This is a genomic window from Photorhabdus sp. RW14-46 (assembly GCF_963887965.1).
GTDB classification, from domain to species: Bacteria; Pseudomonadota; Gammaproteobacteria; order Enterobacterales; family Enterobacteriaceae; genus Photorhabdus; species Photorhabdus laumondii.
Genome location: NZ_CAWPHH010000007.1, coordinates 164228 through 190946 on the forward strand (window position 1 = coordinate 164228; position 26719 = coordinate 190946).

At 41.2% G+C, this 26719-nt stretch carries 30 protein-coding genes and 1 pseudogene; 10 read left to right on the plus strand and 21 right to left on the minus strand.

Annotation, left to right across the window (positions count from 1 at the left end; genetic code table 11):
- Positions 1–77: 77 nt before the first annotated feature.
- The 11 genes and pseudogenes from AACQ38_RS08600 to rhtA form a co-directional block, all read right to left on the minus strand.
- Positions 78–1178: an alkene reductase gene (locus AACQ38_RS08600; protein WP_165577904.1), complete on the minus strand. Its 1101-nt coding sequence runs from the start codon at positions 1176–1178 to the stop codon at positions 78–80.
- 274 nt (positions 1179–1452) lie between these two features.
- Positions 1453–2259, minus strand: coding sequence for a 2,5-didehydrogluconate reductase DkgB (dkgB, locus tag AACQ38_RS08605; RefSeq protein ID WP_165577905.1), 807 nt, complete (start codon positions 2257–2259; stop codon positions 1453–1455).
- An 8-nt stretch (positions 2260–2267) separates the two neighbouring features.
- The gene (locus tag AACQ38_RS08610) at positions 2268–2636 is read right to left on the minus strand and encodes a hypothetical protein (RefSeq protein ID WP_207631811.1); all 369 of its coding nucleotides are present in this window, start codon (positions 2634–2636) and stop codon (positions 2268–2270) included.
- A 30-nt stretch (positions 2637–2666) separates the two neighbouring features.
- Complete coding sequence (locus AACQ38_RS08615) at positions 2667–2978, minus strand: addiction module antidote protein (RefSeq protein ID WP_207631815.1); 312 nt, start codon at positions 2976–2978, stop codon at positions 2667–2669.
- A 2-nt stretch (positions 2979–2980) separates the two neighbouring features.
- Positions 2981–3199, minus strand: coding sequence for a hypothetical protein (locus AACQ38_RS08620; protein WP_165577908.1), 219 nt, complete (start codon positions 3197–3199; stop codon positions 2981–2983).
- Positions 3200–3423: 224 nt separating this feature from the next.
- Complete coding sequence (locus AACQ38_RS08625) at positions 3424–4317, minus strand: dihydrodipicolinate synthase family protein (RefSeq protein WP_165577909.1); 894 nt, start codon at positions 4315–4317, stop codon at positions 3424–3426.
- A 16-nt stretch (positions 4318–4333) separates the two neighbouring features.
- A complete protein-coding gene (locus tag AACQ38_RS08630; RefSeq protein ID WP_165577910.1) occupies positions 4334–5272 on the minus strand; it encodes an alpha/beta fold hydrolase in 939 nt (312 codons plus the stop codon).
- A gap of 64 nt (positions 5273–5336) precedes the next feature.
- The gene (locus AACQ38_RS08635; RefSeq protein ID WP_011145830.1) at positions 5337–6032 is read right to left on the minus strand and encodes an alpha/beta fold hydrolase; all 696 of its coding nucleotides are present in this window, start codon (positions 6030–6032) and stop codon (positions 5337–5339) included.
- Positions 6033–6436: 404 nt separating this feature from the next.
- Positions 6437–6658 carry an alkylphosphonate utilization protein gene (locus tag AACQ38_RS08640; protein ID WP_011145831.1) on the minus strand — a complete coding sequence of 74 codons (222 nt, stop codon included), beginning with the start codon at positions 6656–6658 and terminating at the stop codon, positions 6437–6439.
- A gap of 291 nt (positions 6659–6949) precedes the next feature.
- Positions 6950–7309 (minus strand): annotated as a pseudogene (gene dps, locus AACQ38_RS08645) (DNA starvation/stationary phase protection protein Dps); the annotation flags it as partial.
- Positions 7310–7591: 282 nt separating this feature from the next.
- Positions 7592–8485: a threonine/homoserine exporter RhtA gene (gene rhtA, locus AACQ38_RS08650; protein ID WP_011145832.1), complete on the minus strand. Its 894-nt coding sequence runs from the start codon at positions 8483–8485 to the stop codon at positions 7592–7594.
- Positions 8486–8974: 489 nt separating this feature from the next.
- On the opposite strand from rhtA, the gene AACQ38_RS08655 reads away from it, so the two are divergent.
- Positions 8975–9139 (plus strand): hypothetical protein, encoded by a 165-nt coding sequence (locus AACQ38_RS08655; RefSeq protein ID WP_158538161.1) that lies wholly within the window; start codon positions 8975–8977, stop codon positions 9137–9139.
- 25 nt (positions 9140–9164) lie between these two features.
- Positions 9165–9728, plus strand: a complete 564-nt coding sequence (locus AACQ38_RS08660) for an LOG family protein (RefSeq protein ID WP_011145833.1) — start codon at positions 9165–9167, stop codon at positions 9726–9728.
- A gap of 318 nt (positions 9729–10046) precedes the next feature.
- Here the strand turns inward: AACQ38_RS08660 and AACQ38_RS08665 are convergent, their stop codons facing one another.
- Positions 10047–10457, minus strand: a complete 411-nt coding sequence (locus tag AACQ38_RS08665) for a hypothetical protein (RefSeq protein WP_011145834.1) — start codon at positions 10455–10457, stop codon at positions 10047–10049.
- Between the two features lie 1095 nt (positions 10458–11552).
- On the opposite strand from AACQ38_RS08665, the gene AACQ38_RS08670 reads away from it, so the two are divergent.
- Positions 11553–13148, plus strand: a complete 1596-nt coding sequence (locus AACQ38_RS08670; protein WP_113024880.1) for an ABC-F family ATPase — start codon at positions 11553–11555, stop codon at positions 13146–13148.
- A 98-nt stretch (positions 13149–13246) separates the two neighbouring features.
- On the opposite strand, the gene moeB is transcribed toward AACQ38_RS08670, so the two are convergent.
- Both moeB and moeA read right to left on the minus strand, forming a co-directional pair.
- Positions 13247–13999, minus strand: a complete 753-nt coding sequence (gene moeB / locus AACQ38_RS08675; RefSeq protein ID WP_011145836.1) for a molybdopterin-synthase adenylyltransferase MoeB — start codon at positions 13997–13999, stop codon at positions 13247–13249.
- Positions 13999–15240: a molybdopterin molybdotransferase MoeA gene (moeA, locus tag AACQ38_RS08680; RefSeq protein WP_165577911.1), complete on the minus strand. Its 1242-nt coding sequence runs from the start codon at positions 15238–15240 to the stop codon at positions 13999–14001. The genes moeB and moeA overlap by 1 nt, the downstream gene beginning before the upstream one ends.
- 109 nt (positions 15241–15349) lie before the next feature.
- Between moeA and AACQ38_RS08685 the strand changes: the two genes are divergently transcribed.
- Complete coding sequence (locus AACQ38_RS08685; RefSeq protein ID WP_278249234.1) at positions 15350–15481, plus strand: hypothetical protein; 132 nt, start codon at positions 15350–15352, stop codon at positions 15479–15481.
- A 15-nt stretch (positions 15482–15496) separates the two neighbouring features.
- Here the strand turns inward: AACQ38_RS08685 and AACQ38_RS08690 are convergent, their stop codons facing one another.
- Positions 15497–16243, minus strand: a complete 747-nt coding sequence (locus AACQ38_RS08690) for an SDR family NAD(P)-dependent oxidoreductase (protein ID WP_011145838.1) — start codon at positions 16241–16243, stop codon at positions 15497–15499.
- A 505-nt stretch (positions 16244–16748) separates the two neighbouring features.
- On the opposite strand from AACQ38_RS08690, the gene AACQ38_RS08695 reads away from it, so the two are divergent.
- From AACQ38_RS08695 to yeiB, 4 genes are read left to right on the plus strand one after another with little or no spacing between them, the layout of a single operon-like run.
- On the plus strand, positions 16749–17936 hold the full coding sequence (locus AACQ38_RS08695) for a YbfB/YjiJ family MFS transporter (protein WP_165577912.1): 1188 nt from the start codon (positions 16749–16751) through the stop codon (positions 17934–17936).
- Entirely contained in the window at positions 17929–18177 is a 249-nt protein-coding gene (locus AACQ38_RS08700; protein ID WP_165577913.1) for a hypothetical protein, read from the plus strand. Before AACQ38_RS08695 ends, AACQ38_RS08700 begins: the two co-directional genes overlap by 8 nt.
- 48 nt (positions 18178–18225) lie before the next feature.
- Positions 18226–18885: a GTP cyclohydrolase I FolE gene (gene folE / locus AACQ38_RS08705; protein WP_011145840.1), complete on the plus strand. Its 660-nt coding sequence runs from the start codon at positions 18226–18228 to the stop codon at positions 18883–18885.
- A gap of 21 nt (positions 18886–18906) precedes the next feature.
- Positions 18907–20055, plus strand: a complete 1149-nt coding sequence (gene yeiB, locus AACQ38_RS08710; RefSeq protein ID WP_165577914.1) for a DUF418 domain-containing protein YeiB — start codon at positions 18907–18909, stop codon at positions 20053–20055.
- Here the strand turns inward: yeiB and sanA are convergent.
- A complete protein-coding gene (sanA, locus tag AACQ38_RS08715; protein ID WP_011145842.1) occupies positions 20027–20767 on the minus strand; it encodes an outer membrane permeability protein SanA in 741 nt (246 codons plus the stop codon). The two genes, yeiB and sanA, sit on opposite strands and share 29 nt — an antisense overlap.
- An 89-nt stretch (positions 20768–20856) precedes the next feature.
- On the opposite strand from sanA, the gene AACQ38_RS08720 reads away from it, so the two are divergent.
- Entirely contained in the window at positions 20857–21024 is a 168-nt protein-coding gene (locus tag AACQ38_RS08720) for a hypothetical protein (protein WP_158538157.1), read from the plus strand.
- 9 nt (positions 21025–21033) lie between these two features.
- Here the strand turns inward: AACQ38_RS08720 and AACQ38_RS08725 are convergent, their stop codons facing one another.
- The 4 genes from AACQ38_RS08725 to AACQ38_RS08740 all read right to left on the minus strand — a co-directional run bounded on the left by AACQ38_RS08725 (position 21034) and on the right by AACQ38_RS08740 (position 25143).
- Complete coding sequence (locus AACQ38_RS08725; protein WP_165577915.1) at positions 21034–22731, minus strand: NAD-dependent malic enzyme; 1698 nt, start codon at positions 22729–22731, stop codon at positions 21034–21036.
- Between the two features lie 250 nt (positions 22732–22981).
- Positions 22982–23866, minus strand: coding sequence for a cytidine deaminase (gene cdd / locus AACQ38_RS08730; RefSeq protein WP_011145844.1), 885 nt, complete (start codon positions 23864–23866; stop codon positions 22982–22984).
- 141 nt (positions 23867–24007) lie between these two features.
- Positions 24008–24703: a CidB/LrgB family autolysis modulator gene (locus AACQ38_RS08735; protein WP_165577916.1), complete on the minus strand. Its 696-nt coding sequence runs from the start codon at positions 24701–24703 to the stop codon at positions 24008–24010.
- Positions 24704–24705: 2 nt separating this feature from the next.
- Positions 24706–25143 (minus strand): CidA/LrgA family protein, encoded by a 438-nt coding sequence (locus AACQ38_RS08740; RefSeq protein ID WP_011145846.1) that lies wholly within the window; start codon positions 25141–25143, stop codon positions 24706–24708.
- A 295-nt stretch (positions 25144–25438) separates the two neighbouring features.
- On the opposite strand from AACQ38_RS08740, the gene AACQ38_RS08745 reads away from it, so the two are divergent.
- The gene (locus AACQ38_RS08745; RefSeq protein WP_041380015.1) at positions 25439–25963 is read left to right on the plus strand and encodes a DUF2778 domain-containing protein; all 525 of its coding nucleotides are present in this window, start codon (positions 25439–25441) and stop codon (positions 25961–25963) included.
- A 273-nt stretch (positions 25964–26236) separates the two neighbouring features.
- Here AACQ38_RS08745 and AACQ38_RS08750 read toward each other — a convergent pair whose 3' ends face one another.
- Positions 26237–26695, minus strand: coding sequence for an Hcp family type VI secretion system effector (locus AACQ38_RS08750; protein ID WP_242685547.1), 459 nt, complete (start codon positions 26693–26695; stop codon positions 26237–26239).
- Positions 26696–26719: the final 24 nt, after the last annotated feature.

The following is a 26719-nucleotide window of genomic DNA, read 5'->3' on the forward strand; positions in this document are numbered from 1 at the left end:
GGGAGCATAGCCGAACTATGTGACCGGGGTAAGTGGGTGTAGCCAACAAAGAGGCAACTTGAAGGATAACGGGTATATTAGTTTATAGCCAAATAATCGGTATAACCTTCCATATTACCACCGAAAAATTTTTCTTTTATCGGCGGGTTTAGCTCTAGCTTATTAGCAAGACGATAGGGTAAATCTGGGTTAGCAATAAAAGGGCGACCAAATCCGATCAAATCCGCCCAGCCTTTAGTTAGCGCTTCTTCCGCTCGTTCCAAAGTGTATTTACCGGAATATATCAACGTGCCGTGATAAAGGAGGCGAAAAGCTTCTTTGAAGGTTACTGGCATGACGGGAGCGTCTTCCCAATCCGCTTCGGCAATATGAATATAGGCTACGCCGATATCATTTAGCACACTCGCGGCAGCCAGATAAGTGGCTTCGGGCGTATCATCTTTTGAACCCATCAGGGTTGTGAGTGGTGCCAGGCGAACACCTAGCTTATCTTTCCCTATCGCGTTAGCCACTGATGTAGCGACTTCTCTCAAGAAACGTAAACGATTTTGTAAAGTTCCACCATATTCGTCATCTCGTAGATTAGTTTGAGAATCAATAAACTGATTAATAAGATAACCATTCGCCGCATGAAGCTCTACACCATCAAAACCTGCTGCAATAGCATTATTTGCTGCTTGAACATAATCATTTACGATATCTGGAATTTCATCAAGTGTCAGTGCTCGTGGCTGCGAGTGTTGTACCATTTCACCGATACCATGTTCAGGTCCACGGCCTGCCACATCCAGAAAAACTTTTACACCTTTTGCTTGAAGGGCAGAGGGAGAAACAGGCGCAGAATTATTGGGTTGTAGAATCGTGTGTGAAACACGTCCTACATGCCATAATTGAGCAAAAATTTTGCCTCCTGCCATATGTACCGCATCTGTTACTTTTTTCCATCCTATTATCTGCTCAGGCTTATAAATACCTGGCGTCCATGCATATCCTTGCCCCTGTTGGCTGATTTGTGTACCTTCGCTGATAATTAGTCCTGCACTGGCACGTTGTGCATAATATTCAGCCATCAAATCAGTCGCTATACCGTTTGTTCCAGCCCGTGAACGAGTCATCGGTGGCATAACAATACGATTAGATAACGACAGACCATTCAGAGAATAGCGTTCAAAAAGCATAATATTTCTCACTCTTTATTATTCATTGATTTTGATTTGTGTATATGGAGATATTATGCTTCGCAAACTCTTTCTAAAAAGGCTTATTACGACAAAAGACTTTTGCTGTAAGTGTAAAAATGTTCGAGTTTTCTTATTATCTAAGATAATTAAGGGTAATTTGTAAAATCGATTTACTAAGTGAAAATGGAAGCAGCTCCCGAAGGAGCTGAAATAAGCAAGTATGTTTCTGCAAAGCGGAGAGATTACTGAGTTTATTAAGAAGTGGGAGTCATTAATTATCCCATTGGGGAGCAAGTCCTTCTGGATTAACGAGACGTTCGTTGTGATCAAGTGTGGCGATCGCCGCCATGTCGTCTGCATCAAGTTTAAGCACGGAGGCTCTCAGATTACTTTGTAAATTTTCGCGCTTAGTTGAAGATGGGATCACGCTATAACCCAATGCCATCGCCCAAGACAAAATCACCTGCGCAGGCGTGGCTTGATGTTTGGTGGCTATGCGTCTGATAACTTCATCTTGAAGAGCTTTACTATAAGCGAGGGTCATATAGGAAGTGATATGAATTCCATGATCTTTCGCCCAAGCTGTCACGTGGCAGTTTTGTAGATAGGGAGAAAGTTCAATTTGGTTCGTGGCGATGTGTTCAGCACCTACTGCATCGATAGCCTGTTGCATGAGATCAATCGTAAAGTTTGAAACACCGATTTCACGTGTCAACCCCATATTTTTAGCGTCCAGTAACGCATTCATTGTTTCATCAACACTGACAACGTTGTGTGGTGATGGCCAATGAATTAGCGTCAAATCAACATAATCAGTGCGCAGCTTCGCTATACTCTCTTTAAGACTTGGTATCAATTTTTCTTTGCTTAAATTTTCTGTCCAGATTTTTGTCGTGATATAGATATCTTCACGAGCTACACCGCTTTCTTCTATGGCTTGTCCTACTGCGGCTTCATTCTCATAAATCTGTGCCGTATCAATCGCACGATATCCCAATTCAAGGGCATTTTTTACCGATGTGATCACAACATCATCTTTCAGACGAAAAGTACCTAATCCAAATGCAGGAACAGACATAATAAACCTCATGTATACCCGTCATCTTTCAAGCTGCCTCTTTGTTGGCTGCACTCACTCACCCCGGTCACATCGTTATCTATGCTCCCGGAGATTCGCTCCCTTGCCGTCGCGATGCAACTTGAAATCCATAGGGTATAATATTTAATTAAGAAAGGCTTTATTATCATGAGATAAATTGCAATAAAAAAGAGCAGTAAATGCAGAAGTCTTTTGCTGATATGACAAAAATATAATCTATACCCGTTATCTTTCAAGTTGCCTCTTTGTTGGCTGCGCTCGTTCACCCCGGTCACATAGTTATCTATGCTCACGGGGATTCTCTCCCTTGCCGTCGCGATGTATCTTGAAATCCATAGGGTATATATCATCGCCATCCAGACTTTATCATTCCAATCAATCAAAGACTAAGCTATCGTAGCAATATGCGAGAATTGGAACCCTGTTGCTGCAACGACGCTACGCAGAGTTTTGAGTGTTGGATTGCCTTTCGGCGACAGTGTGCGATACAGTGTCTCACGAGAAATGCCTGCTTTTTCAGCAATTTGAGCCATTCCTCCACGCGCCTCTACTACGTGGCGCAATGCCATTAGAAACGCTTCCTGCCCGCCTTCTTCATCCATATCAATAAAAGCCTGATGCAGATAATGCTGCGCAAATTCAGGGTCTTCGCGGAGAAGCTGCACCATCGCATCATCATGTAAACGTGCTTTGGCCATAATCACCTCTTTAAGTAATCTTTCAGGCATGTAATAGCCTGATCTATACGAAGCTCCCAGACACCTTCTCTGCATGGTTTATGATCACCAAAATTTCCTGTGACCATCCGGTTAACCCGCGACGAAATTTTTGATTTCGCTATCGGGTCACGAATCCCTTTCAGGAACTCCATATACAAATCCCGATCGTCGGGGGTGAGATAATGTTTAATCGTATTCATGTGATACACTGTAGCTTTAAAGCTACAATTTTGTCAATATAGCTTAGGCTTTATTATTCGCCTTTACCAGAATTTTTGAATACTATATCTCCTATAAGTGATATAGATTGAACTAAATAACGTAGGTAAGGTAGTCGCATCATCTACAAGCACGATGGTGTAAAGAAAGACGTCTCTTCGCCGGAAAAGAAAATCTCCGGCGATCATATTTTTCATCATTTGGTTTAAATAAGGTTTTTTAAATCTTCGAGAATGGTGCCTAGCTGATCACGGGGCTGACCTGATAATGACTTGAGTGGAAAGGGAAGACAAGGGGCGGTTACTTTGCCCAGTAACTCAGCGGCGGCTGCGGTGACCCTGAGGCTACCATAGGTTTTGAAGAGCCTCCAGACAGGTTCAAGGGTAGCCGACAACATCTGTACCGTTTTTGTATCATTATCCTTTGCTGCGCGAGTGATAGCCAGTGCAGTTCGCGGAAAAAGCCCACCCATGACAGAGAACCAGACATCACATCCAGCATAGAGGCCCGTCGCCGCTTGCCAGTCCCCGCTGATTCCGAGCGAAACGTGGCTGGGAAGGCGAGAGCGAAGCGCATTCACCTGTTGTGTAGCCAGAGACAGTGCCTGCGGCAAGCGAGCAAGTTTGAGCGAGCTGACAGACGGTAAATTGGCAATGTTAATCAGCAGCTCATCGCTAAATTCAAAACCTGTCGTTGCAGGATTATCATAGACGCAAAGCGGTACGGATAGATGACGGCTGACTTCTTCATAGAGCGAATACACCTCGTCCGGTGTGGGACGCTGGTAAGAAACAGGTGCCAGCATTACGGCGCTAACACCCGCGTGTTGAGCATCTTCAGCAAGGCTGAGTATATCCGCTACACGCAGCGCTCCAATGCTGACCATCACCGGTATACTGTTCGCATGTTCAACAGCCAGTCGGGCGACATGCGCGCGCTCCGATAATGTAAGATAGGCGTAGCTACCCGTCGATCCCAGTGCGCCGATAGAATCCACTCCAGCTTCAACAAGATTTTCAATAAGCGAGATAAATGTCTTCTCATCTACCTTGTTGTCATACAGCGGTGTTAAAGGAAAAGCACTTAGTCCGGTAAACATTCTTTTCTCCTGTTTTTTAATAAAAGAAAGCAGAAAGATCCTTTGAAAATCTTAATGGATCTTTAAGCGCTAAGAAGTGATCTCCATGCTCTTCCCGACCATAAATTATAATTTCCCCTTTTGGTACAGTAGATGAAATCCATTGTTGGCTTTCTATCCAGTCGCTGTTTTCACCTGAAAAAATTAAAGTAGGAACGGTTATTTTATGGGAAATAACATCTCGCCAATCATTTAAAATATGTTCAAATAGTACTGATTTCAAATCATCTATACTTTGTGGAACAAATTCATTGGCAAAGGTTTGTGAATTGAAAAATGCGGGTGCTCCTTCTGTTGTATAATATTTAAGTATATCAGAATTAAAGAACATTTTATTCCCGGGAATTTTTCCACTGTAGACGTCTATCAAAGCTTCTGGCGAATTTGTAAAAGCTCCTGCTTTAATTCTTTCTTCCTCTGACCAATCCGCGTGGCAATAAATAGAAGGTGGTTCATCAATCAATGCTATTTTTTTTATTACTTCCAATCCGAAAAGATCAATGTAGCTCCATAGTACCGAACATCCCATAGACCACCCACAGAAATATGCTTTCTTTATATTAACAGCAACAATAAATTCATGAAGATCAGCAGAAAAACGAGAAATTCTATTTCCATAATTTACTTTTTGAGATAAACCATGATTACGCTGATCCAATACATAAACTTCATATTTCTTGCTGAGAAGATATATTATATTTATATATTCTGCACCATGTGAGGACCAACCGGGGATGAATATTAAAGTTTCTCCTTTACCGGCCTTCCAAAAAGAGAGAGATACCTCATCACTTGTTTTAAAAAAACCAATTTCAAGATCTTTCAAATCGGATAACTTCTCTGGAAGTTCTTTAATTGTGTGGGGAAATTTGAAATCACAACCAAAGAACTCTAGAGCTTTATTGTATGTTAACATATTCTAACTTCCGTTTAATTTAACTGTTTGATATGTTGAAATAATATCATCGTGCATAGATAGGTTAACTCATATTTAACCACTCGATGAGCGCTTTGTTCACTTCTTCTGGCTGCTCAAGTGTTGTGGCATGTCCACACCTGTATAATTTAATTAATTTTGCGTTTGGTATCTTTTCAGCCATTTCTTCTGAATATTCAGGTGGAGTTATGGTGTCACTGTCACCGACAAGAACCAATGTAGGTACACTGATATGGGTTAAAATATTTCGATTATCTGTACGATCACCCAAAGCCTTGGATTGACGAACATAAGCATCAAAGCCAGTTTCTTTCCCCATGCGAATAATAGTATTTATAAGATTTTTATCGTGCTGACGAGATTTGTGCACTCCTGTGGTAGCCATATTTTTTAAGATTTCTTCGAAATTTTCCAGAGTGGTTTTATTTAGTAAATTTTCTCTCATCTTTTTTTGCTCTTCTGTCTCTGGACGCGCAGAGCTATTAAGTAAAGCTAATCGGCTTACGCGCTCCGGAGCTAACTTCATTATTTCCAGACAAATGAAACCTCCCATAGACATGCCAGCAAGAGAAAAATAGGAAGGTGCCTTCTGGATGATATCTTTCGCCATTTCTGTAAGACTACTACCTTCCAGTATTGATGGTATTGTAACGGAACTATGCTTCCAAAGATTAGGTATTTGGTAGGCAAATAACTCGGATGTGCATAAATGACCGGGGATGATGATTGTTGGTTCCATATTGGATTTCCTTGCATTAATATTACTGTTTTTTTATACAGTACGGCATATAAAAAGTCAACTTTTTAGTATTTATTAGAAAACAGTAGCATGCCTACGGTGTGAGCTAAGACGCTGTAAGAAGAGTGCGCTATATTGAGATTGAATGATTTTATAAAAAAATATTTATTTGTTTGGGGATGATTTTAATTGTCCCTGTTTTATTTGTGAATGTTAATTTTTTATATGAGAAAAATTAAAAGATATTAGATTGCCTTAACGATAGTTATAAGCATAGGTATAAAGAAAGGGGGGCGTATCTGTTAGTTCGCTTCGCTTACTGCTTAACAAGGTTGCCCCTGAGCAGCCCTATCCCCCCTTTTTTATCGGCAAATTCAGTAAATAAAATCGATAGAAAAGGCGACTTATCCTACTTTTTTCAGAAAACAGGTTTTCAGTACTAACCCTCTGATTTTATCTGCGTTACATTCGATTTCATCTTCACGATGGGTAAGACGGATATTTTTAATCAAAGTGCCGCGTTTTAACGTTGCTGATGTGCCTTTTACTTTTAGATCTTTGATGACCTGTACAGAATCGCCATCATTAAGTAGGGTGCCATTGCTGTCTTTTACTTCGTTGTCCATTTTGCTATTTCCTCAAGTTATTTCTGAAAATAAGTGTGGATTATAGACAGTTTGTACTGATTTTTAAAGAATATGACGAAATTTATCCGAATGGAGGGCATTTTATGATGTTTTGCCGTGTCGGATCTTGGTAATGAAAGGCTAATGTAAACAGGCCCCTGTGTTAATAGGGGCCTGTAAGTCTCAGAGCTCTATACCCGTTATCTTTCAAGTTGCCTCTTTGTTGGCTCCCTTGCCGCCGCGATGCATCTTGAAATCCATAGGGTGCATAATATGGTGGCTCTTTATATTTTACTGCTCAACGCTTGCTTCAATAAACCATAAGAATTTGTCGAGATCACGGGAGGCGGCGGTTAACATATCTGCGGTGTTTTCATCTTCAACTTCGTTCAGCGCTTTGCGGATATCATTAGCGACAACAGCATAACGGTCGGCCAGTGCTTTTAGATGGTCCTGCACGTCATGGATATTTGTTGGGTAGCTTTTCAGTGCTGTGTGTCTATTAACTTCTTGTACGGTACCGAGAGCTATTCCACCAAGTTGTACGACTCTTTCTGCAAAGATATCTGAATGTTCAATAATTGTGGCACGAAAGGTATCCAGCATTTCATGGATGGAAATGAAATTTTTGCCACGCATGTTCCAATGTGCTTAATAATTTCCCCTGGATGTTAATAATGAATTTTTCGTTGGCGAGATGAATGTAACTCGATATTAGTCTTAAATCATATAGTTTATTCCTATTAAATCAATAGTTAATTTTTATAGGGAAATATTCACTATAAAATTCTTAGATTAATATTGAAAAGTATAATAATTTATCAGGTAAATCTGCGTGAATAATTTTGTTATGAATGAGTTTCTTTATTTATAAAAAACCGGAGAATGACTTTACTCCTCCGGCTTCTATTTCATTTCGATTAAATAAAATGATTAATCAACTTCGGTGATTTTAGGTTTTCTTTTTATTGTTGATGTAGAACCGATGGAGGCAAAAATAATACAGAACAGCGCCAGCCATTGCGTTATAGTTAAATGTTCATTCAGAAACACAATACCAGATAGCGCACCCAGTGCGGGTTCAAGGCTCATTAGAGTACCAAATGTTTGTGCAGGTAAACGGGTTAGGGCAATCATTTCTAGTGTATATGGGAATGCAGTAGACAGAATCGCAATTGCCAGTGCCAGAGGGAGAATTGACATATCAAATAATAGTTCTGGCCCCGTTTGTATTAAACCGACAGGGAAAAATATCATAGCAGCGATAAATGAACCAATAGACACCGTTGCTGCTCCATGACCTGCACCGGCGCGTTGGCCGAAAATAATATACAGTGCCCAGCAAACACCTGCGCTGAGTGCATAAATAATCCCTATAGGATCTAAACTATTAATATTATTATTGCCAATGGGGAGTAGGAAAGCTAAGCCGGCGATAACCAATGCCACCCAAAGAAAATCTATTGGTCGGCGTGATGAAAACATAGCTACAGCCAATGGGCCGGTAAATTCAAGGGCCACGGCAATACCTAAAGGAATAGTTGTTAGTGCCATATAGAATGTATAATTCATCGCGCCAAGAGCAATACCATATGTAAGCAGTGGCATGATGGATTTTCGGCTAAAACGCAGGCGCCAGGGTTTAAAAATAATAAACAGAATGAGAGTTCCAAGACCTAGGCGCAGTGCGGTAACACCCGGTGCACCGATGACCGGAAACAGCGTTTTGGCAAGAGAAGCACCGCCCTGAATTGATGTCATAGCAAGTAGTAACAGTATTACAGGTATTAATGGAAAGGCACTCTTTTGGAGCTTGGAAGGAGACATCCGGGCAAAACCTCAATTAAAATCAAGTGATCTGACCGATAATCTTCGCAGTGAAATGCAGATAACTCAATAGGTTTAGAGAATATAATTTTAGCGAAATATTTTTCATTTATTAGACTATTTTATATGTTTATAGTGAGATTAAATTTCATTATTGGTGTATAATTCTGGTATGGATTTACATTGTATTTTAATATGTTGATAATTTAGGAATTACAAGTGATGAAGGTATTTATTATCATCTGATTGATGCTTGATTTCATATTATAATATACCCAATGGATTTCAAAATGGATCGCGACGATAAGGGAGTGAATCCCCAGGAGCATAGCAAACTATGTGACCGGGGTGAGCGAGAGCGGCCAACAAAGAGGCAACTTGAAAGATAACGGATATAATTAAGAATAAGTTATGATTAATGCTAATATTGAATATGAAAGAAACCGTTTTTATTTTGTTTTCTTGGTATCAGTTTTATAAGTGAGTTGTATGATTGTGATACTAACGTATACCCTATGGATTTCAAGATGGATCGCGACGGCAAGGGAACGAATCCCCGGGAGCATAGCAAACTATGTGACCGGGGTGAGTGAGTGCAGCCAACAAAGAAGCAACTTGAAAGATGACGGGTATATAATCCTATTTTTCATGTGAAGGTAAAGTAACAGGAGCTAAGATAATGAAAAGTATTGCTGTTTATTGTGGTTCAAGTCTGGGTATATCTGAAATCTATAAAGAAAATGTCATTATCTTCGCAAAGGAATTGGTTAAACGTAATCTTACGCTCATTTATGGTGGCGCAAGTGTGGGCATTATGGGAACTGTTGCTAATACGGTTTTGGCAGAGGGTGGGAAAGTCATTGGTGTTATTCCAACATTATTGGAGTCGCGGGAAATATCACATAAAAATCTGACAGAATTATACGTTGTTGAAACTATGCATCAGCGTAAAAACAAAATGATTGAGTTAGCTGATGGTTTTGTTGCTTTGCCTGGGGGTTTTGGCACATTGGAAGAGTTCAGTGAGGTATTTACCTGGAGTCAGATTGGGTTACATACGAAACCTTGCGGTATTCTTAATATTAATAACTTTTATGATCCGTTAATTGCGATGATTAATAAAATGGCTGATGAACAATTCTTACATGAAAAATATCGTCATATGGCAATAATTGAGCAAGATCCTGCTATCTTACTCGATCGTTTTAATACTTATCGGTCGCCATCTATAAAAACATATTAAAATCAATTTCATAATAAAAAAGCGATATCATTGTAATGTGTAAATAAGAAACCAGAAAATAGAATTTAAACTGATAAGAGAATTAAAAATAGTGGCTAGAAGTCACTATTTTAATCAGGTTGAGTTGATTGTATTAGCCAGAATGGAGATATGATCCACTTTAATAAAAGAGAGGGTGGTACAGAAATAATCAGCATTTACCTTTAATTAAGGTAAATAAAAATGTTGTTTCTCGAAATAAATAAACCATTCCTGTTGTATAGATATTAATTAAAATATCTTCTCACAGGAATGGTTGTTAATACTAGTGATTAAGTATTAGCTTACAATCATATATTCTACTACTGGATTATTACCGCCATCTGCTGTATAGGATAAATGTAAATCATCACCTAAATAATCGGTTGAGATTGAGTAGCTGCTGCTGCCAATCAAAGGGTTACTCCATGTAATATAGATACTATAGATTTCGCCTTTGCTATCCACAAATACATAAGTACAGCGCCCTGCAACACCACCTATCAGGCTGTTTGAATCACTTCTCCAAATCGCTTTTCCAGGTGTGCTATCATTGCTTCTATTAATGACTTGAGGAGGAAGAGTAGTCCACTCACCTTGATCCAGACGAATAGAATCCTGGATAAGTTTAAGTTTATATGGTGATTTGTTAGTTACTTTTGCAATAACGCTAATTGGTGCTTTTAAAGAAATTACTTCGATCTCTGACATAATATTACCTCTTGTGATTGATTTTAAAAATATAATTAATAAATTCCAGGATTTTAATTCAACCTGTTATGGTTATATAAAATCACTTGGGGTGGAACTAACCTTCTTAGCTATATTGGATAGCTTATTTTTACTTCTTATTAGAATTCCGTTTCTTTATGTTTCCTAAAAGTCAATTTTTATATCTGAGTCTTTTTATTTATCGTTATCACCATTTTATTACCATTTTTAATAATTTTAATCTTTTAAAATATTAAAATTAAAAGCAAGCTATTTATTCATTGGTGTAGATAAAAAGATTTATTTTGTCTCGATGTTTTTTAAGATACCTTTTCTCTCAGATAAAAGTCAATTTTTTTGATCTTGGTGTTTTATTATAAAATAACAACCGGTTAATTATATTTTCGTACTTAAAAACGTAGATATAAATGATAAAATATGTCTATGTTTTTAATAACTAATATATAAAACAACTATAATGACAAACAAAAATAGGCCGCTGGGTCTATGATGAATGATAATAATTTTATTATTTTTTTGAGCATTAATTCATCATTATATTGATGAGATGTTAATATGTTGTAATATTGAATGAGTATAACTTAGTAACAGATTGTATTTATTTTGAGTAGTTATAAACGCACTAATTTGATAAGTCTTTATTATTGCTAAGAAGTTTACTGATTTATTGATTAGCAAATATTTGGATAATTAGGCAAAATTATATTCACTATAGGGACTATTACATCCTTGATGAAAAAACTGTAAAAAGGAAATTATTGTGAACGTAATGTCATTAATCCCTAATATGTTTATTTGCAGTGTGCCAATATTGATTTCTCTTATTTTCTTCTTTTTGCCTGATTTGAAAGCACATTCCGCATAAAATTAAATCACGATATCGTTTTGTCATTCAGAGTACCAGAATGAATTATTCTATTGATTAGCGGCTGGTGTAATATCTGTTTCAGAATAACGGGTATAGCTCGAATAACGCTCAAAACTCCCCGCGATCTCTTAACACTATTGTGGCATAATGCGCCGTTATCGATTTTTCCGATTTTCCTTTTGTTTCTAAATGTAAGAGCGAACGCAGTGTTAAGTACAAACAACATCACCATGCAGTTTGGCAGTAAGCCCCTGTTTGAAAACATTTCTGTCAAGTTTGGCAACGGTAACCGTTATGGTCTGATTGGCGCTAATGGTTCTGGTAAATCCACTTTTATGAAAATTCTGGGAGGTGATCTGACACCCTCTGTCGGCAATGTCAGCACCGATCCCAATGAACGTATTGGTAAACTGCGTCAGGATCAGTTTGCTTTTGAAGAGTTCACGGTGTTGGATACCGTGATTATGGGGCACACGGAACTGTGGCAGGTAAAGCAGGAGCGTGACCGCATCTATGCCATGGCAGAAATGAGTGAAGAGGATGGCTATCGCGTTGCCGATCTGGAAGTCGCTTATGGCGAGATGGATGGTTATAGTGCCGAAGCGCGTGCCGGAGAGTTGTTGTTAGGTGTTGGTATTCCAGTAGAACAGCATTACGGTTTGATGAGCGAAGTGGCACCAGGCTGGAAATTGCGTGTATTGCTGGCTCAAGCGCTGTTTTCTAATCCTGATGTTCTGTTATTGGATGAACCGACGAATAACCTGGATATTGATACTATTCGTTGGTTAGAGCAAATACTGAATGAACGAAACAGCACCATGATTATTATTTCCCATGATCGTCACTTCCTGAATACAGTTTGTACTCATATGGCCGATCTTGATTACGGTGAGTTGCGTCTGTTCCCCGGTAATTATGATGAATATATGGTTGCCGCCACTCAGGCTCGTGAACGTCTGCTAGCTGATAATGCGAAGAAGAAAGCACAGATTGCGGAATTGCAGTCTTTTGTCAGCCGTTTTAGTGCTAATGCTTCTAAATCAAAACAGGCGACTTCGCGTGCTCGTCAGATTGATAAAATCCAGTTGGAAGAAGTTAAAGCATCCAGCCGTCAGAATCCTTATATCCGTTTTGAGCAAGATAAGAAATTGTTCCGTAATGCTCTGGAATTGGAAGGTTTGACTAAAGGCTATGATAATGGCCCTCTGTTTAAAAATCTTAATCTCCTGCTGGAAGTTGGTGAAAAACTCGCTGTTATTGGTGCTAACGGTATTGGTAAAACAACTTTCTTGAAAACGCTCGTTGGTGAAACAGAGCCAACCAGTGGTGTAGTTAAATGGTCTGAAAATAGTAGCATTGGGTACTATGCTCAGGATCATGCTAGTGATTTTGACTGTGATCTGACAGTTTTTGACTGGATGAGTCAATGGAAGAGAGAAGGGGATGATGAACAAGCTGTTCGTAGTGTATTAGGCCGTTTGTTGTTCAGCCAGGATGACATTAAGAAAAAAGTCAAAGTATTATCGGGTGGCGAAAAAGGACGGATGCTATTTGGTAAGTTGATGATGCAACAGCCAAATATTCTGATAATGGATGAACCAACAAACCACTTGGATATGGAATCCATTGAATCTTTGAACCTTGCGCTTGAATTGTATAAAGGTACTTTGATATTTGTTTCTCATGATCGGGAATTTGTTAGCTCATTGGCAAGCCGAGTGATGGAAATTAAATCTGATAAGGTCATTGATTTCAAAGGTACTTATGATGAATATCTAAGAAGTCAGGGAATTATTGAGTAATCATCTTGTGGCATAAATCGCCCTGGTTGAGATAACCGGGGCGTGTTATTTCTATTGTTTGTTATTTCTATTGCTTGTTATTTCTATCGGTGGATAAATTAACTGTTGCACACTTCGCAATTGGGATCTTTAAGTAATTTAATATCACGAAATTGCATTGTCATCGCATCAAACAGTAAAACCTTTCCACTGCTGACTTTGCCATATCCAGTAAGGAGTTTGATGGTTTCCATTGCCTGTAATGTACCGATGGTACCGACCAATGGTGCCATAACTCCCGTTTCCACGCACGTTAGATTATTTTCGCCAAACAGTCTGCTCAGGCAACGGTAGCAGGGGGCATTTGGCTGATAAGTAAATGTAGTGAGTTGTCCTTCCATGCGAATAGCTGCGCCGGAAACCAGTGGCGTTTTCCTTGCCAGACACAGGCGGTTCAGTTGCTCGCGGATTGTTACATTATCAGTACAATCCAAGACAACATCATTCTGGCTGATAAGTTCATCTAGCGCTTGATCTTCCAGTAATCCATTAACGGTTTTAATCGTGACATGTGGGTTTATTGCTCGGAGTGTCAACTGGGCTGAATGCACTTTAGCCATGCCGATACGTTCATCTCGATGTAGGATCTGCCGTTGCAAGTTTGAGAGAGAAACGGTATCAAAATCCAGCAGTGTTATTGTTCCCACACCTGCTGCGGTCAAATATTGGGATGCTGCGCAACCTAAACCACCGGCACCAACTATCAGGATCGCCGAAGATTTCAATTTTTCCTGACCGTCAAAATCGAACCCGCGTAGAACAATCTGGCGGTTATAGCGTAGGGTTTCTGCATCTGTTAGTTCAATGGTCATTATTCATTTTTCAGTAAGTGATTGAACAATTCGATTTCAACATTTTCACCAACTTCTACCTGTCCACGTTCACGTTCCAGAACAATGAAGCAGTTCCCCTGACTGAATGAACTAAATATATGAGAGCCTTGATGTCCTGTTGTACGAACTTCTAGTTCACCTTGTTCATTCACCGAAGTAATGCCCCGTTGAAAATCCATTCTTCCTGGTCTCTTTTTCAATGGCGTGGTGACCTTGGCGCGCATACGCATAGGGGGTTGCCATGCCGTAAAACCGGATAGACGCGCGATTAAAGGTTGAACTAATTGATAGAAAGTGAGAACGGCTGAAACTGGATTACCGGGCAAACCGCAGAACCAGGCGTTTTTTAGTTTGCCAAAAGCGAAAGGTTTACCCGGTTTCATTGCCAGTTTCCAGAAACTGATTTCGCCTAATTCATCCAGTATCTGCTTAGTGTAGTCTGCTTCACCTACAGAAACGCCACCACTGCTGATGACTAAATCTGCTTTTTGATCTGCTTCCTCAAAAACATGGCGTAAAGCTTGAGGATTGTCTGCAATAACCCCTAAATCAATAACGTCGCAATCCAGTTTCTCCAGCATCAGTCGAACGGCAAGACGGTTGGTATCATAAATTTGCCCTTCCTTAAGTGGGTGACCGATAGCTTGTAGCTCATCGCCGGTCGAGAAAATGGCGACTTTTAATTTGCGAACCACCTCAACGTCGGTGATGCCTAAAGATGCAATTAGGGGTAACTGAGCGGTGGATAATTTGCTGCCTGCCGACAAAACTACTGCACCTTTAGCAATATCTTCGCCAGCCAGACGGATATTCTGACCTTGCTTGGCTGGCTGAGTGAAAACGATGCCATCATCAGTAGTTTCTGCGTGCTCCTGCATAATGACCGTATCAGCGCCTATGGGAATCGGTGCACCAGTCATAATGCGGATACAAGTTGCAATTGGCCATTCTCCTTGAAAAGGTACGCCAGCCAGTGCTTTTCCTGCCAGAGGCAGTGGTTTATTGCTGTTTAAATCCGCATGGCGTACGGCATAACCATCCATTGCTGAGTTAGCAAAAGGGGGCACATTGATAGGAGAAATAATATTTGTTGCAGTAATGCGTCCTGATGTTTGCGGGAGGCTGACGGTTTCTGTGTCAGTCAGTGGTGTAACTTGCGTCAGAAGTTTTTCCAACGCCTGCTGCAAAGAGATCAATTCAGAGGTATGACAGTGATCCATAATGATGCTCCCAGATAAGGTTTTTCATTAGTGGCATTATGGCAGAGATCATCATATGTGTGAGTGATATTTGACTTTGCTCGTATGTTCCATAAACACGGCGATATTGGTGTTGGTTATCCAAAACGCCGCGACATGTGAAATCCATAGGGTATATACCCTATGGATTTCAAGATGGATCGCGACGGCAAGGGAGCGAATCCCCGGGAGCATAGATAACGATGTGACCGGGGTGAGTTAGAAAGTGAATAAGCGCTTATAAGGTTTGACCACTGTCAACGGTTATGATTTGTCCTGTCATCGATTCTGCTTTTAACAACATTAAGGTTATTTCTGCAACATCTTCTGGCGTTGAAATTCTTTCTAAGGGCAAATAAGTGCAAAGCGTATGCATTTTCTCTTCTCTCCCTTTCCACCATCTTGTTTCAACGGCACCTGGCGCTACGCAGTTAACCCTGACCGATGGAGCCAGTGCCCGAGCTAAGGATTTTGTCAGTCCGTGAACTGCTGATTTGGAAGCGGCGTAGGGGATACAAGAGCCCAGGCCGGTTTCGCCGGCGATACTACCGACATTCACGATAGCACTCCCTGTTCTTGCTTTAAGATAAGGTGCCGCATACCGGCAACAATGAAATGTGCCTTTCACATTAACATCAATAATGGCATCCCAAATATCGCTAGATATGGCATCAAGATCTTCAAATTGAAGTTGCCTAGTTGTCGCCGCGTTATTTACCAGATAGTCGATCCCGCTAAATTTTTCCACGACGGTGTTTATCATGGCTTGTACAGCCGATTCGTCGGCAACATCTGCTTTTATCGCGATAGCTTGTCCCCCATCCTTGATAATGGCCTCTGTTGTTTCCTGCGCTTCAAGTTCACTTTGTGAATAGATCACTGCGACAGCAGCACCTTGTTTCGCCAGCATAATACTGATAGCCCGTCCTATACCGGTTCCACCACCGGTTACAATAGCCGTCTTACCTTGAAATGCTTTATACATAACAATGCTCCTTATTAATATTTGTACATAACATGATGAATCATATCTCTTATATACCCGTTATCTTTTAAGTTGCCTCTTTGTTGGCTGCACTTACTCACCCCGGCTACATCGTTATCTATGCTCCCGGGGATTTGCTCCCTTGCCGTCGCGATCTATCTTGAAATCCATAAGGTATAGACAAGTTTGTTAGTACTATTTTGGCATTATTGTGTGGACAATATTGTGTGGAAGCTTGGTTAATTCAGCTAATGTTATGTTGTAAAACTCGATTTAACCTTAATAGAGGTAACTGAGTAGAGGTAAAAATAAATAAATGGAGCAGAGGACGAAAACTCATATACTCCGATGTTCCAGATACTGTCATTAATTGCTTACTGACTTTTTATTTATGGGCAGAAATAATTTACGTTTTTCTGGAGTTTTGTTAATTAAAAGTGTGTATTTTATTTGATTTTTGTTATGGCTTATGAGAAATAAATTAAAAAAATAACATTTTATGGCTATGAACAATTCAACTTCTCCTCAACAAAGTCACCGCTACCTCGCTTTTCATATCGCAATGAGTGGATTTTTGGCGCTGGTCGTCGCTATGGGAATTGGGCGTACTGCCTTCACTCCTCAAGTGCCTTTAATGATCGCAGAATTCCAGTTTAGTCTAACTGGGGCAGGTATCGTTGCGGCTTTTAACTATTTGGGATATCTGGCTGGTTCTTACGATGCAATGCGGGCGCACCGTTTGATTGAATATCGGCTTTGGGCCGGATTATGGGGAGCAGTGATTATCACATTGCTCTCTGCGCTACTGTATGGGGCGATATTGCACAGTATTGCCCGTTTTCTTATTGGTTGGGCAAGTGGCTGGACATTGGTATTGGTGACATCATGGGCCAATGAACAGTTGGCTAAATTGAATCGTCCTGCGTTGAGTGCTGCTATATTTGCGGGACCGGGAGTCGGGATATTCGTTACTGGTATCCTTGCTATTGGTATTCAAGCATGGCAAGTGAGCGCTGCCGAAGCATGGATGTTGTATGGCATTTTGGCGCTGATTTGTAGTATCTATATTAGTCGGCATTTACCCCGTGGTGGTGAGTTACACCGTTCACAGGCTGAGGTGAAGAAACTGACTTTGACGCCTGCAATTAAGCGGTTGGTATGGAGTTACAGCTTAGCGGGTTTTGGTTATATTTTGCCTGCGACTTTTCTTTCACAAATGGCGAGTGATCGTTTCCCTGGCAGCTTGTTTGCGCAGTTTGTCTGGCCAATATTTGGTGGTGCCGCAGTCATCGGCATTGGTTTTGCTATTCTGACCCGTCATATGCTGACAACTCAAATCCGGCTTGCGATCACTTTATGGATTCAGGCTGTGGGCATTCTTATCGCTGAGATCATTCCGGGAATAGGTGGTCTGGCATTAAGCTCTTTGTTGGTTGGTGGGGGGTTTATGTGTGTGGTGCAAATGGCGTTTCAATATGGGCGTGAATTAGCGCCAGAACATAGCCGTTATATGGCCGGATTGTTAACCACCGGATATGCTGTCGGGCAGCTAATTGGTCCGATGCTGTCAGCGGTTTCTACCACAATAACCGGGAGATTGGAGCCAGCGTTATATGTTGCATTGATTACCTTGGTCATTGCCGGGTTATTGGTTTGTGACAGGAATAAACTGACCGGTGGAGGGCGTGTGTAAAAAATTCATATATACCTTATGGATTTCAAGATGCATCGCGACGGCAAGGGAGCGAATCCCCGGGAGCATAGATAACGATGTGGCCGGGGTGGGTGAGTGCAGCCAACAAAGAGGCAACTTGAAAGATGACGGGTATAATTATGAAAAGCAATCACTGGATAATCACCACGTGCTCATTTACAGTGTGTGCAATAGTTATCTGTTAGTCGTGATTGTTTCAGTGATAGTATTCATGACTTGAATTTTACTACCCGCCAGATGATGGAAAGTAATGTCTTTGGAGAAAATAATGTCATCCTTAAGTAAAGAAGCTGAGCTTGTGCATTCGGCGCTGGAAACTCGTGGCCTTGAAACGCCTTTGCGTGGTCAGGCATTGGTACCGGAAGTGCGCAAAGCGCGGATTGAGGAGCATATGACGGAAGTTATGAAACTGTTGAATCTCGATTTGCGTGATGACAGTTTGGCAGAAACCCCAGGTCGTATTGCGAAAATGTATGTCGATGAGATTTTTTCAGGATTGGACTACAGCAATTTCCCGAAAATCACATTGATAGAGAATAAAATGAAAGTGGACGAAATGGTGACCGTTCGTGATATCACACTCACCAGTACCTGCGAACACCATTTTGTGACCATTGATGGCAAGGCGACGGTTGCCTATATTCCAAAAGATAAAGTGATTGGGTTGTCTAAAATTAACCGTATTGTGCAATTTTTTTCTCAGCGTCCACAGGTTCAGGAGCGCCTGACCCAGCAGATTTTGATTGCATTACAGACACTCCTTGGTACCAATAATGTTGCCGTATCGATTGATGCGGTTCATTACTGTGTGAAAGCGCGGGGTATCCGTGATGCAACCAGTACCACGACAACAACCTCTCTGGGGGGATTGTTTAAATCTAGCCAAAATACCCGTCAAGAGTTTTTACGTACAACTCGCCATGTGTAATTTTTACACCGGGATATAAACATGGCCTGCCAGAGAATTGACTCACTGGATAGTATTCGTGGCTTGGCAATACTGGGGATATTGCTACTCAATATCTCCGGTTTTGCTTTGCCATCCGCCGCTTATTTGAATCCGGTATATAATAGTTCAGCTTCTTTAACTGATTTGATTGTCTGGTCTGTACTTAGCGTCCTTGTTCAGGGAAAGTTCCTGTGTATTTTGGCCTTCTTATTTGGTGCAGCATTGGAGTTACTATTACCAAGGGGCAAAATCTGGAATTATCCACGATTAACCATACTTGCTCTAATTGGAATGGGACATGGTATCCTATTCTGGGATGGCGATATTTTGCTCTCGTATAGTTTAGCAGGTTTTTTCAGTTTTCAATTGATTAGCCAAAATAGCGCCAGTAACCGGTTATTTATGAAAGGCGCTATTTTTTATCTGATCGGATTAGTGCTATTGTTTATTCTCGGCTTTTTTTCCAGCGGCGAATCTAATGATGTTTCTTGGCAGTTGACGGAATTCCAGATGTTATACGAAACATATTGGAAAACGTCTGGTGGATGGCTGGCAGTAAAAGAGCGTTTCAATCAGGTCATGTTGATGATGGTCATGCTGTTTGTTCAGTATGGTTGGCAGCTTATCGGTATTATGTCATGTGGTGCTGGATTAATGCGTAATGGTTGGCTAAAAGGTGAATTTTCAGTGAGCCATTATCGAAATGTGGCGCTAGTGCTGATACCGCTCAGTATTGCTGTTCAGATATTCTCTGTGGTTTTCCAATATATCCATAATTGGGATTACTTTTGGTCAGGTATTGTCGGTTATATCCTTGCTGAGTTGGTAACGCCATTTCAGGCACTGGGGTATATGGCTTTAATATATGGTTTCTGGCCGGTCATTTCATGCTGGCGAATTAATTACTGGTTCAATCAGGTTGGGCGAATGGCGATGAGTAATTACTTGCTACAAACCTTAATCTGCACCCTGCTATTTTATAACTTTGGGTTGTTTGGTCAATTTAGCCGTTTGGAACTACTTGCCTTTATTCTTCCCATTTGGGCGGTGAATATTCTTTTTTCATGCTGGTGGTTACGTCGTCACCCGCAAGGGCCAGTAGAACAGCGGTGGCGTGATATCACGGCGGTGTTGGCCCGGTCGGCTTAAGCTGGGTTTTATCCATTGTCCGTAACTCTTCTGGAGTGACGGCGGGGTAATTAGTCATACCTTTTGGTACCTTATACGGAGCAGGAATAGGGATCAACGGGCCCAAGAAACGAGGTTCGCGTTTCAGAATATAAAGATCAGTCAAAGCACCAAGACGGGCAATGATTTCACGTAATCGAACGGTAATCATATTCTTGGGGGTTGAAACTGCATAACACTGAGCATCAATTCCCATATGCATAGCGATAAACAGGGCTCGTTCGCAATGAAATCGTTGGGTAATAATCGTGAAATCATTAGTGTTAAAAACTTTCCGGGTTCTGACTATTGAGTCAAGTGTTCTGAAACCAGCAAAATCCAGTACGATATTTGCAGCAGGAATACCCGCTTTTACCAAATCCCTGCGCATAGTGACCGGTTCGTTATAACTTTGCTGAGCATTGTCACCACTCAGTAACAAGTATTTGATTTTGTCGCTGTTATAAGCATTAATGGCTCCCTGAATACGGTACATATAGTACTGATTTGGCGCACCAGAGAGGTAATATTTAGCAGTACCAAGTACTATACCCACTTCACGTTCAGGAAGTTGTTTGAGATCATCAAAGACATAGGGGGCTGTTTTCCAACTCATCCAGCGGTCAAGTGCAATAGCTGTCAGTATCAGCATCCCTGTGATGAATAACAGACTTGTTATCAGGCGATTCCACATGCTTTTGCCTTATACACATTAATGACTGGATTTGTTAAAGGCTACTTTACCTGAAATTTCGAAGCAAGTTTTCTCTATAAGAAAAAAGCTTGATAGTAAAAGAGAACTATACCCTATGGATTTCAAAATGCATCGAGACGGCAAGGGAGCGAATCCCCGGGAACATAGATAACGATGTGACCGGGGTGAGAGAGTGCAGCCAACAAAGAGGCAACTTGAAAGATGACGGGTATAACAAGCTTTTTACGTATTTTTAATGATAAAAATCAGAATGAAGTCCGTTTGTACACGCGGTATTCAGGTTTCCAGAAGTTGCGTTCAATCGCTTCATCCAGTGCTCCATCTGAGGTCACAGTGGCAACGCCCTGTATTTGTGCTTCTTTGGCGACTTGTTTAGCAATTTTGCGTGACACTTCTTGAATATCATCGATAAGTGGCAGTAACGGACCTTGACCTTCTTGGGCTAAGGGTGAGCAATCCGCCAATGTTCGGCTTGCTGCCATCAACATACCGTCAGTAACCAGTTTGGCCCCTGATGCGATGACACCCAGACCAATGCCGGGAAAGATATAGGCGTTGTTACATTGTGCTATTGGATATTCCTGATCTTTATATTTTACCGGATTAAATGGGCTACCTGTCGCAACCAGAGCGGCACCATCTGTCCAGTTGATGATATCTTCGGGACGGGCTTCAACACGGGAAGTTGGATTCGATAATGGCATGACGATTGGGCGTTCACAATGTTTATGCATCTCACGGATGATCTCTTCTGTAAACAAACCTGCCTGACCTGAAACACCAATCAATACTGTCGGTTTAGCATTACGGACAACATCAAGCAGCGAGATTGAATCGTTGTTTACATCCCATTTAGCCAATGAGCTGCTTTTCTGCACCAGCTTGTTCTGGAAATCCAATAGATTTGGCAGCTTGTCTGTCAATAAACCGAAGCGGTCAACCATGAAAATACGGGCACGAGCCTGTTCGTCACTTAAACCTTCTGATTTCATCTGGGCGACGATCTGTTCTGCAATGCCGCAACCGGCAGAACCTGCGCCGAGGAAGGTGACCGTTTGATCTTTTAATTGACGGCCAGCCGCGCGACTGGCGGCAATTAAGCTACCTAACGTAACAGCGGCAGTTCCCTGAATATCATCATTAAAGCAACAAATCTCGTGGCGATAGCGATTAAGAAGAGGCATGGCATTTTTTTGTGCGAAATCTTCAAATTGCAGTAGCACATTTGGCCAGCGGCGTTTAACAGCCTGAATAAATTCGTCTACGAATTCATCATATTCTTTACCGGTGATACGTGGGTGACGCCAGCCCATATATAACGGATCATTCAGGCGTTGTGGGTTGTTGGTGCCTACATCCAGGACGACTGGCAGTGTATAAGCAGGGCTGATACCACCGCAGGAGGTATATAAGGAGAGCTTACCGATAGGAATACCCATACCGCCAATACCTTGGTCACCCAAACCGAGGATACGCTCACCATCGGTAACAACGATGACTTTTACATTTTGTTTGGTCGCATTTTGCAGCATATCATCAATATGTGCTTTGTTTGGATGTGAGATGAACAGGCCACGGGCACGGCGGTAAATATCGGAAAAGTGCTCACACGCTTCACCCACGGTTGGGGTGTAGATGATTGGCATCATTTCGTTCAAATGGGCATCCAGCAGGCGGTAGAACAGGGTTTCGTTAGTGTCCTGAATATTTCGCAGATAAATGTGCTTATCTGCATCATTTTTGAAATCAAGATATTGCCGATAGGCACGTTCAGCTTGTTCTTCGATGGTTTCGACCGCTTCCGGTAATAAACCGTGAAGATTAAAGTTCCTACGTTCTTCTTCAGTGAAAGCGCTGCCTTTATTCAGCAGGGGGAATTCCAACAGAATTGGGCCAGAATAGGGAATATATAGTGGACGTTTACTTTCGTGTTCCAGTTCCATGAATCTTACTCTTTGAACTAAATGGATAATAAGGTTAGCTACAGATCCTAAGAGATAGGAAAAATATGTACAGTAAATGTTACTTAATTGGAGGTATGCTCCCGGGGATTCGCTCCCTTGCCGTCGCGATCCATCTTGAAATCCATAGGGTATAACATCCAGAGTTAGATAATAAAATGTTACGGTAATTATTTTTTATAGCGGAAAACCCTCTATCTGCATAGAGGGAAAAATGAATTTTCCACTGAACTCAGAAAGTGTAGTAATCAAATTTGCTGCAACCGAGTGCAGCAAGTATAGATTGAGTCGCACTCCGTTGGGATAAATCACTGTGTTTTCCCTCAACTAACACCGCTCTTTCGATAGCCAGGCAATCACCACCAGAAATGTTCATCAGAATCAGTGCTGCTTGTAATGGGGGCAAGCTTGGGTTAAATGCCGCATTTTCTGCATAACGCCCAGGATAAATTATTCCATCTTTTCCCAGAAGTGCGGTACCACTGTAGGAATTACTGTATGGGGCATAGCTCTGGTTTGCTGCATCTAATGCCGTTAGTACTAATTTATCCGTCGTTTCTAGTTTATAGCCATGATTGACCGGATCCATCAACAAAGTTGTGATGCCCAGATCGTTTGGGCCAAAAGAATCTGGCAGATAGTGATCTAATGTTGAAGATGCCTGTTTTGGCAGATGAATCTCTAATTGTGTGCCACTATTAAGTTCATTCATAAATTGACGGCAGTGGCCGCACGGAGAGTAATTCACAGTAACAGATGCCAGTCTTTTCTCGCCCAATAACCAAGCGTGAGTAATCGCACATTGTTCAGCATGAATCGTTTGCTGTAGTGGTACGCCAGCAAATTCCATATTAGCGCCAAAATAGAGGTTTCCGCTTTCACCGCGGGCAATTGCACCAACATTAAAATGTGAGATTGGTGTCAGGGAACTGGCCGCTGCGAGTGGTAACAGGGCGACAGCCAAGGTGTTATCGTCAAAACCGCAGGCTTTCTTAATCGATTTAGCTTGCTCAGCAGTGAGCATGGCAGGAAAGTCATCGTTTCCTGCGTAAGGTAAAAGTGCATCCTGTAGTTTAGAGGGCAACTGTACCCATATGGGGTGAAAACGAGCTTGCATAGCGTGATCTCCGAAGTAACTTAAGATCATTCTAAGTTGTCTGATGAGATTTGTAATGTGATAAATATCATATAGATGATGAGAATTATGTAATTGAAGTTAGTAATCGAGTGAATATTATCAAATTTCCTAATAGATAAACTAGCTAAATAGGTATAGCAGCACCGGGAATACAAAAGGGGCTGTTAGTGAAGTAATGATACCGCAGGTCATCAATGCCAATGAACTGTATGCGCCTTCAACGAAATTGACCTCTGCACAGCGGGCGGTACCCAAAGCATGTGATGCCGTTCCCATTGCTAAGCCGCGGGATGCTTTGGTTTTTACCTGTAAAATATCGAACAGGTTATGGCCAAATATTGCGCCGAGAATGCCGACAAAAATGACGCAAGCAGCACTGATTGCAGGAATACCGCCAATAGCATCTGCTACTGCCATTGCTATTGGTGTTGTAACAGATTTAGGCAGTATCGAAGCGGCCATTTCAGGCGTTGCGCCCATCCACAAGGCAATAGCAGTGCCTGTCACCATAGCGACAATACTGCCGATAAAACAGATGCTAATAATGGACCTCCATTGGGCTCGGATCTGGTGTATCTGCTCATATAGAGGAAATGCCAGCGCAACTACGGCGGGCTGGAGTAGATCATTTAGAATTCGACTGCCGGCAAAATAGTGTTCATAAGGCGTGTGGGTTATTAACAATATTGGAACAAGGACGGCGATAGAAACCAATAAGGGGTTCAGAATGGGAATTTTGCATCGTAATGAAAGTTTTCTTGCGGTGTAAAATACAATCAATGTTAATGGCAGTGACCACCAAATGTGACTTAACATTTTTATTTCTCTTGTTTCTCTTGTTTCTGTTGTTCATTGTTAATTTCTGATGTGGATCCTACAATCGGACGTTCACGATGAACATAATGGGAACTGTAAGCAACGATAATCATAACAATTGCAGTACTGATCAGGCATGAAAAAACAATCGGAATTATCTGTTGGCTGAGTTGATCGTAATAATTCATTACGCCTACGCCAATAGGCAGAAACAGCAAAGTCATATTTTTTAGTAACAGACTACAGCCTGGTTTTGCCCAATGAGCAGGAATTAGCTGGAAAGCTAATAAAACGAACAAGATCAACATACCGATAATACTGCCGGGAATAATGATAGGTAGTAGGGAAGAAATGGCATTACCTGTCAGCAAACATAAATAAATCAGAACAAATGCTCTTAGATACTGCCAACCAACAATCAGTACTTCACGAAACGACATAACAAAATTCCTAATTCCGGTGAGGTATTCATCATACAAGTGACCTTGGGAATGTGCCATCTTTTCCTTCGAAAGGATGACGGAAATTTCGGCGGTTCTGGATTACAGCCCCGATAAAATGATTAGCAAGATTGGTAATGTGTGGTTTGATTTAATATGAGGTTTTCTAGAAAAAAGTGAACTTTATGATAGCGTTGAAGTCCAACCATACGAAAACATACGCTATGGAAAAAATAGTAATTTAATCAATTGCGGGTTGGAATACAACTCGCAGATATATTATATGGGAATAACCATGCAAATTTGTAGGATGAATTATAACGACCTGTCCGATAATGGACGAAAGGCTAAATTTCATTGTTATGGCGTTGGTATATTTGACGTTTTCTCTGGTCAAGATCCATACGTCAACAAGTCTGAATGTTCTTACATTGAGAAATCAGCAATTCCTCCAGGTCAGTATTGGATTGTTGATCGTCCGGTTGGTAGCATAGCGAACCAAGTCAGAGGCACAGCTCTTGATATGATTCATGGTACTAATCATTCTCAATGGTTTGGGTTATATAGTTTTCAGACAATGAATGATTATATATTCGTGAACGGTGTTCGACGCGGAGCATTTCGTCTTCATCCATTGCGTCCGAATGGTAGCGGCGAGTCTTGGGGATGTATCACCTTTTATCGTGTTTCTGACTTTAATATCGTACGAAACGCTCTGCTCCGTACCCATAAGTTTAAAGTACCGGGCAGCTCATTGATGGCATACGGTAGAGTTGATGTTACGGGGAATACAAATTTTGGTGCGTGTAAAGTTTCTTAGCTTTTTTGGTTATTTACTATGCCTGTTGATCGCACTGCTAGCGTTCCGGCTCATTACTCCGTTAAACTTGGCTGTTTATCAGGTGTATCGTGTGGTAGAACGTTTCCTGAATAGGATAAATTTGGGTTGGTTAGGAGGAAATTACGAGGATAGCTGGATTGAATTGTTTATAGACATCTTTGCACTCTTAATGATAGCTCTAATTATACACAAAATCGCCAGTCGGATCTTTAATAGACTTCGGTAAAATGCCGGATATTCCGGCGTTATTTCTTAGCGCTCTTTCCACGAATCAGAGTAAATGATGTTACCGTCAAGGTATTTCCACGTAATTTTCTCGTATCTGATTTCAACGGATTCTAGATGATTAAGATGTTGATAAGATGGATCTTTTATATTATGCATTACTGGAGAAATTGAAACAATTTTCACTCCGCTCATAAGGATATGGAAATACTCCTCTTCCTGACCTGCATTGTCTATTCTGTACCATTTGATATTGGCAGATTGTAACGCCTGTCCAGTGGCAACAGCTTTATAAAGGTATGGAGATGCCCGATCAAATTCTTTTTCGAAACTCATTGAACCATGTACTCTGGTACCCGTTAGTTTTCCTGTACTACTATCAGTGGGAATATATAGACTATGGTTAAAACTCAGGATTTCAATGCTACCCTCGCGATTTTGTATATCGACAGATCCCTTAATGTCTGCACCACCATCATCTTGCAACTATATATATGCCGGTATGGCCAT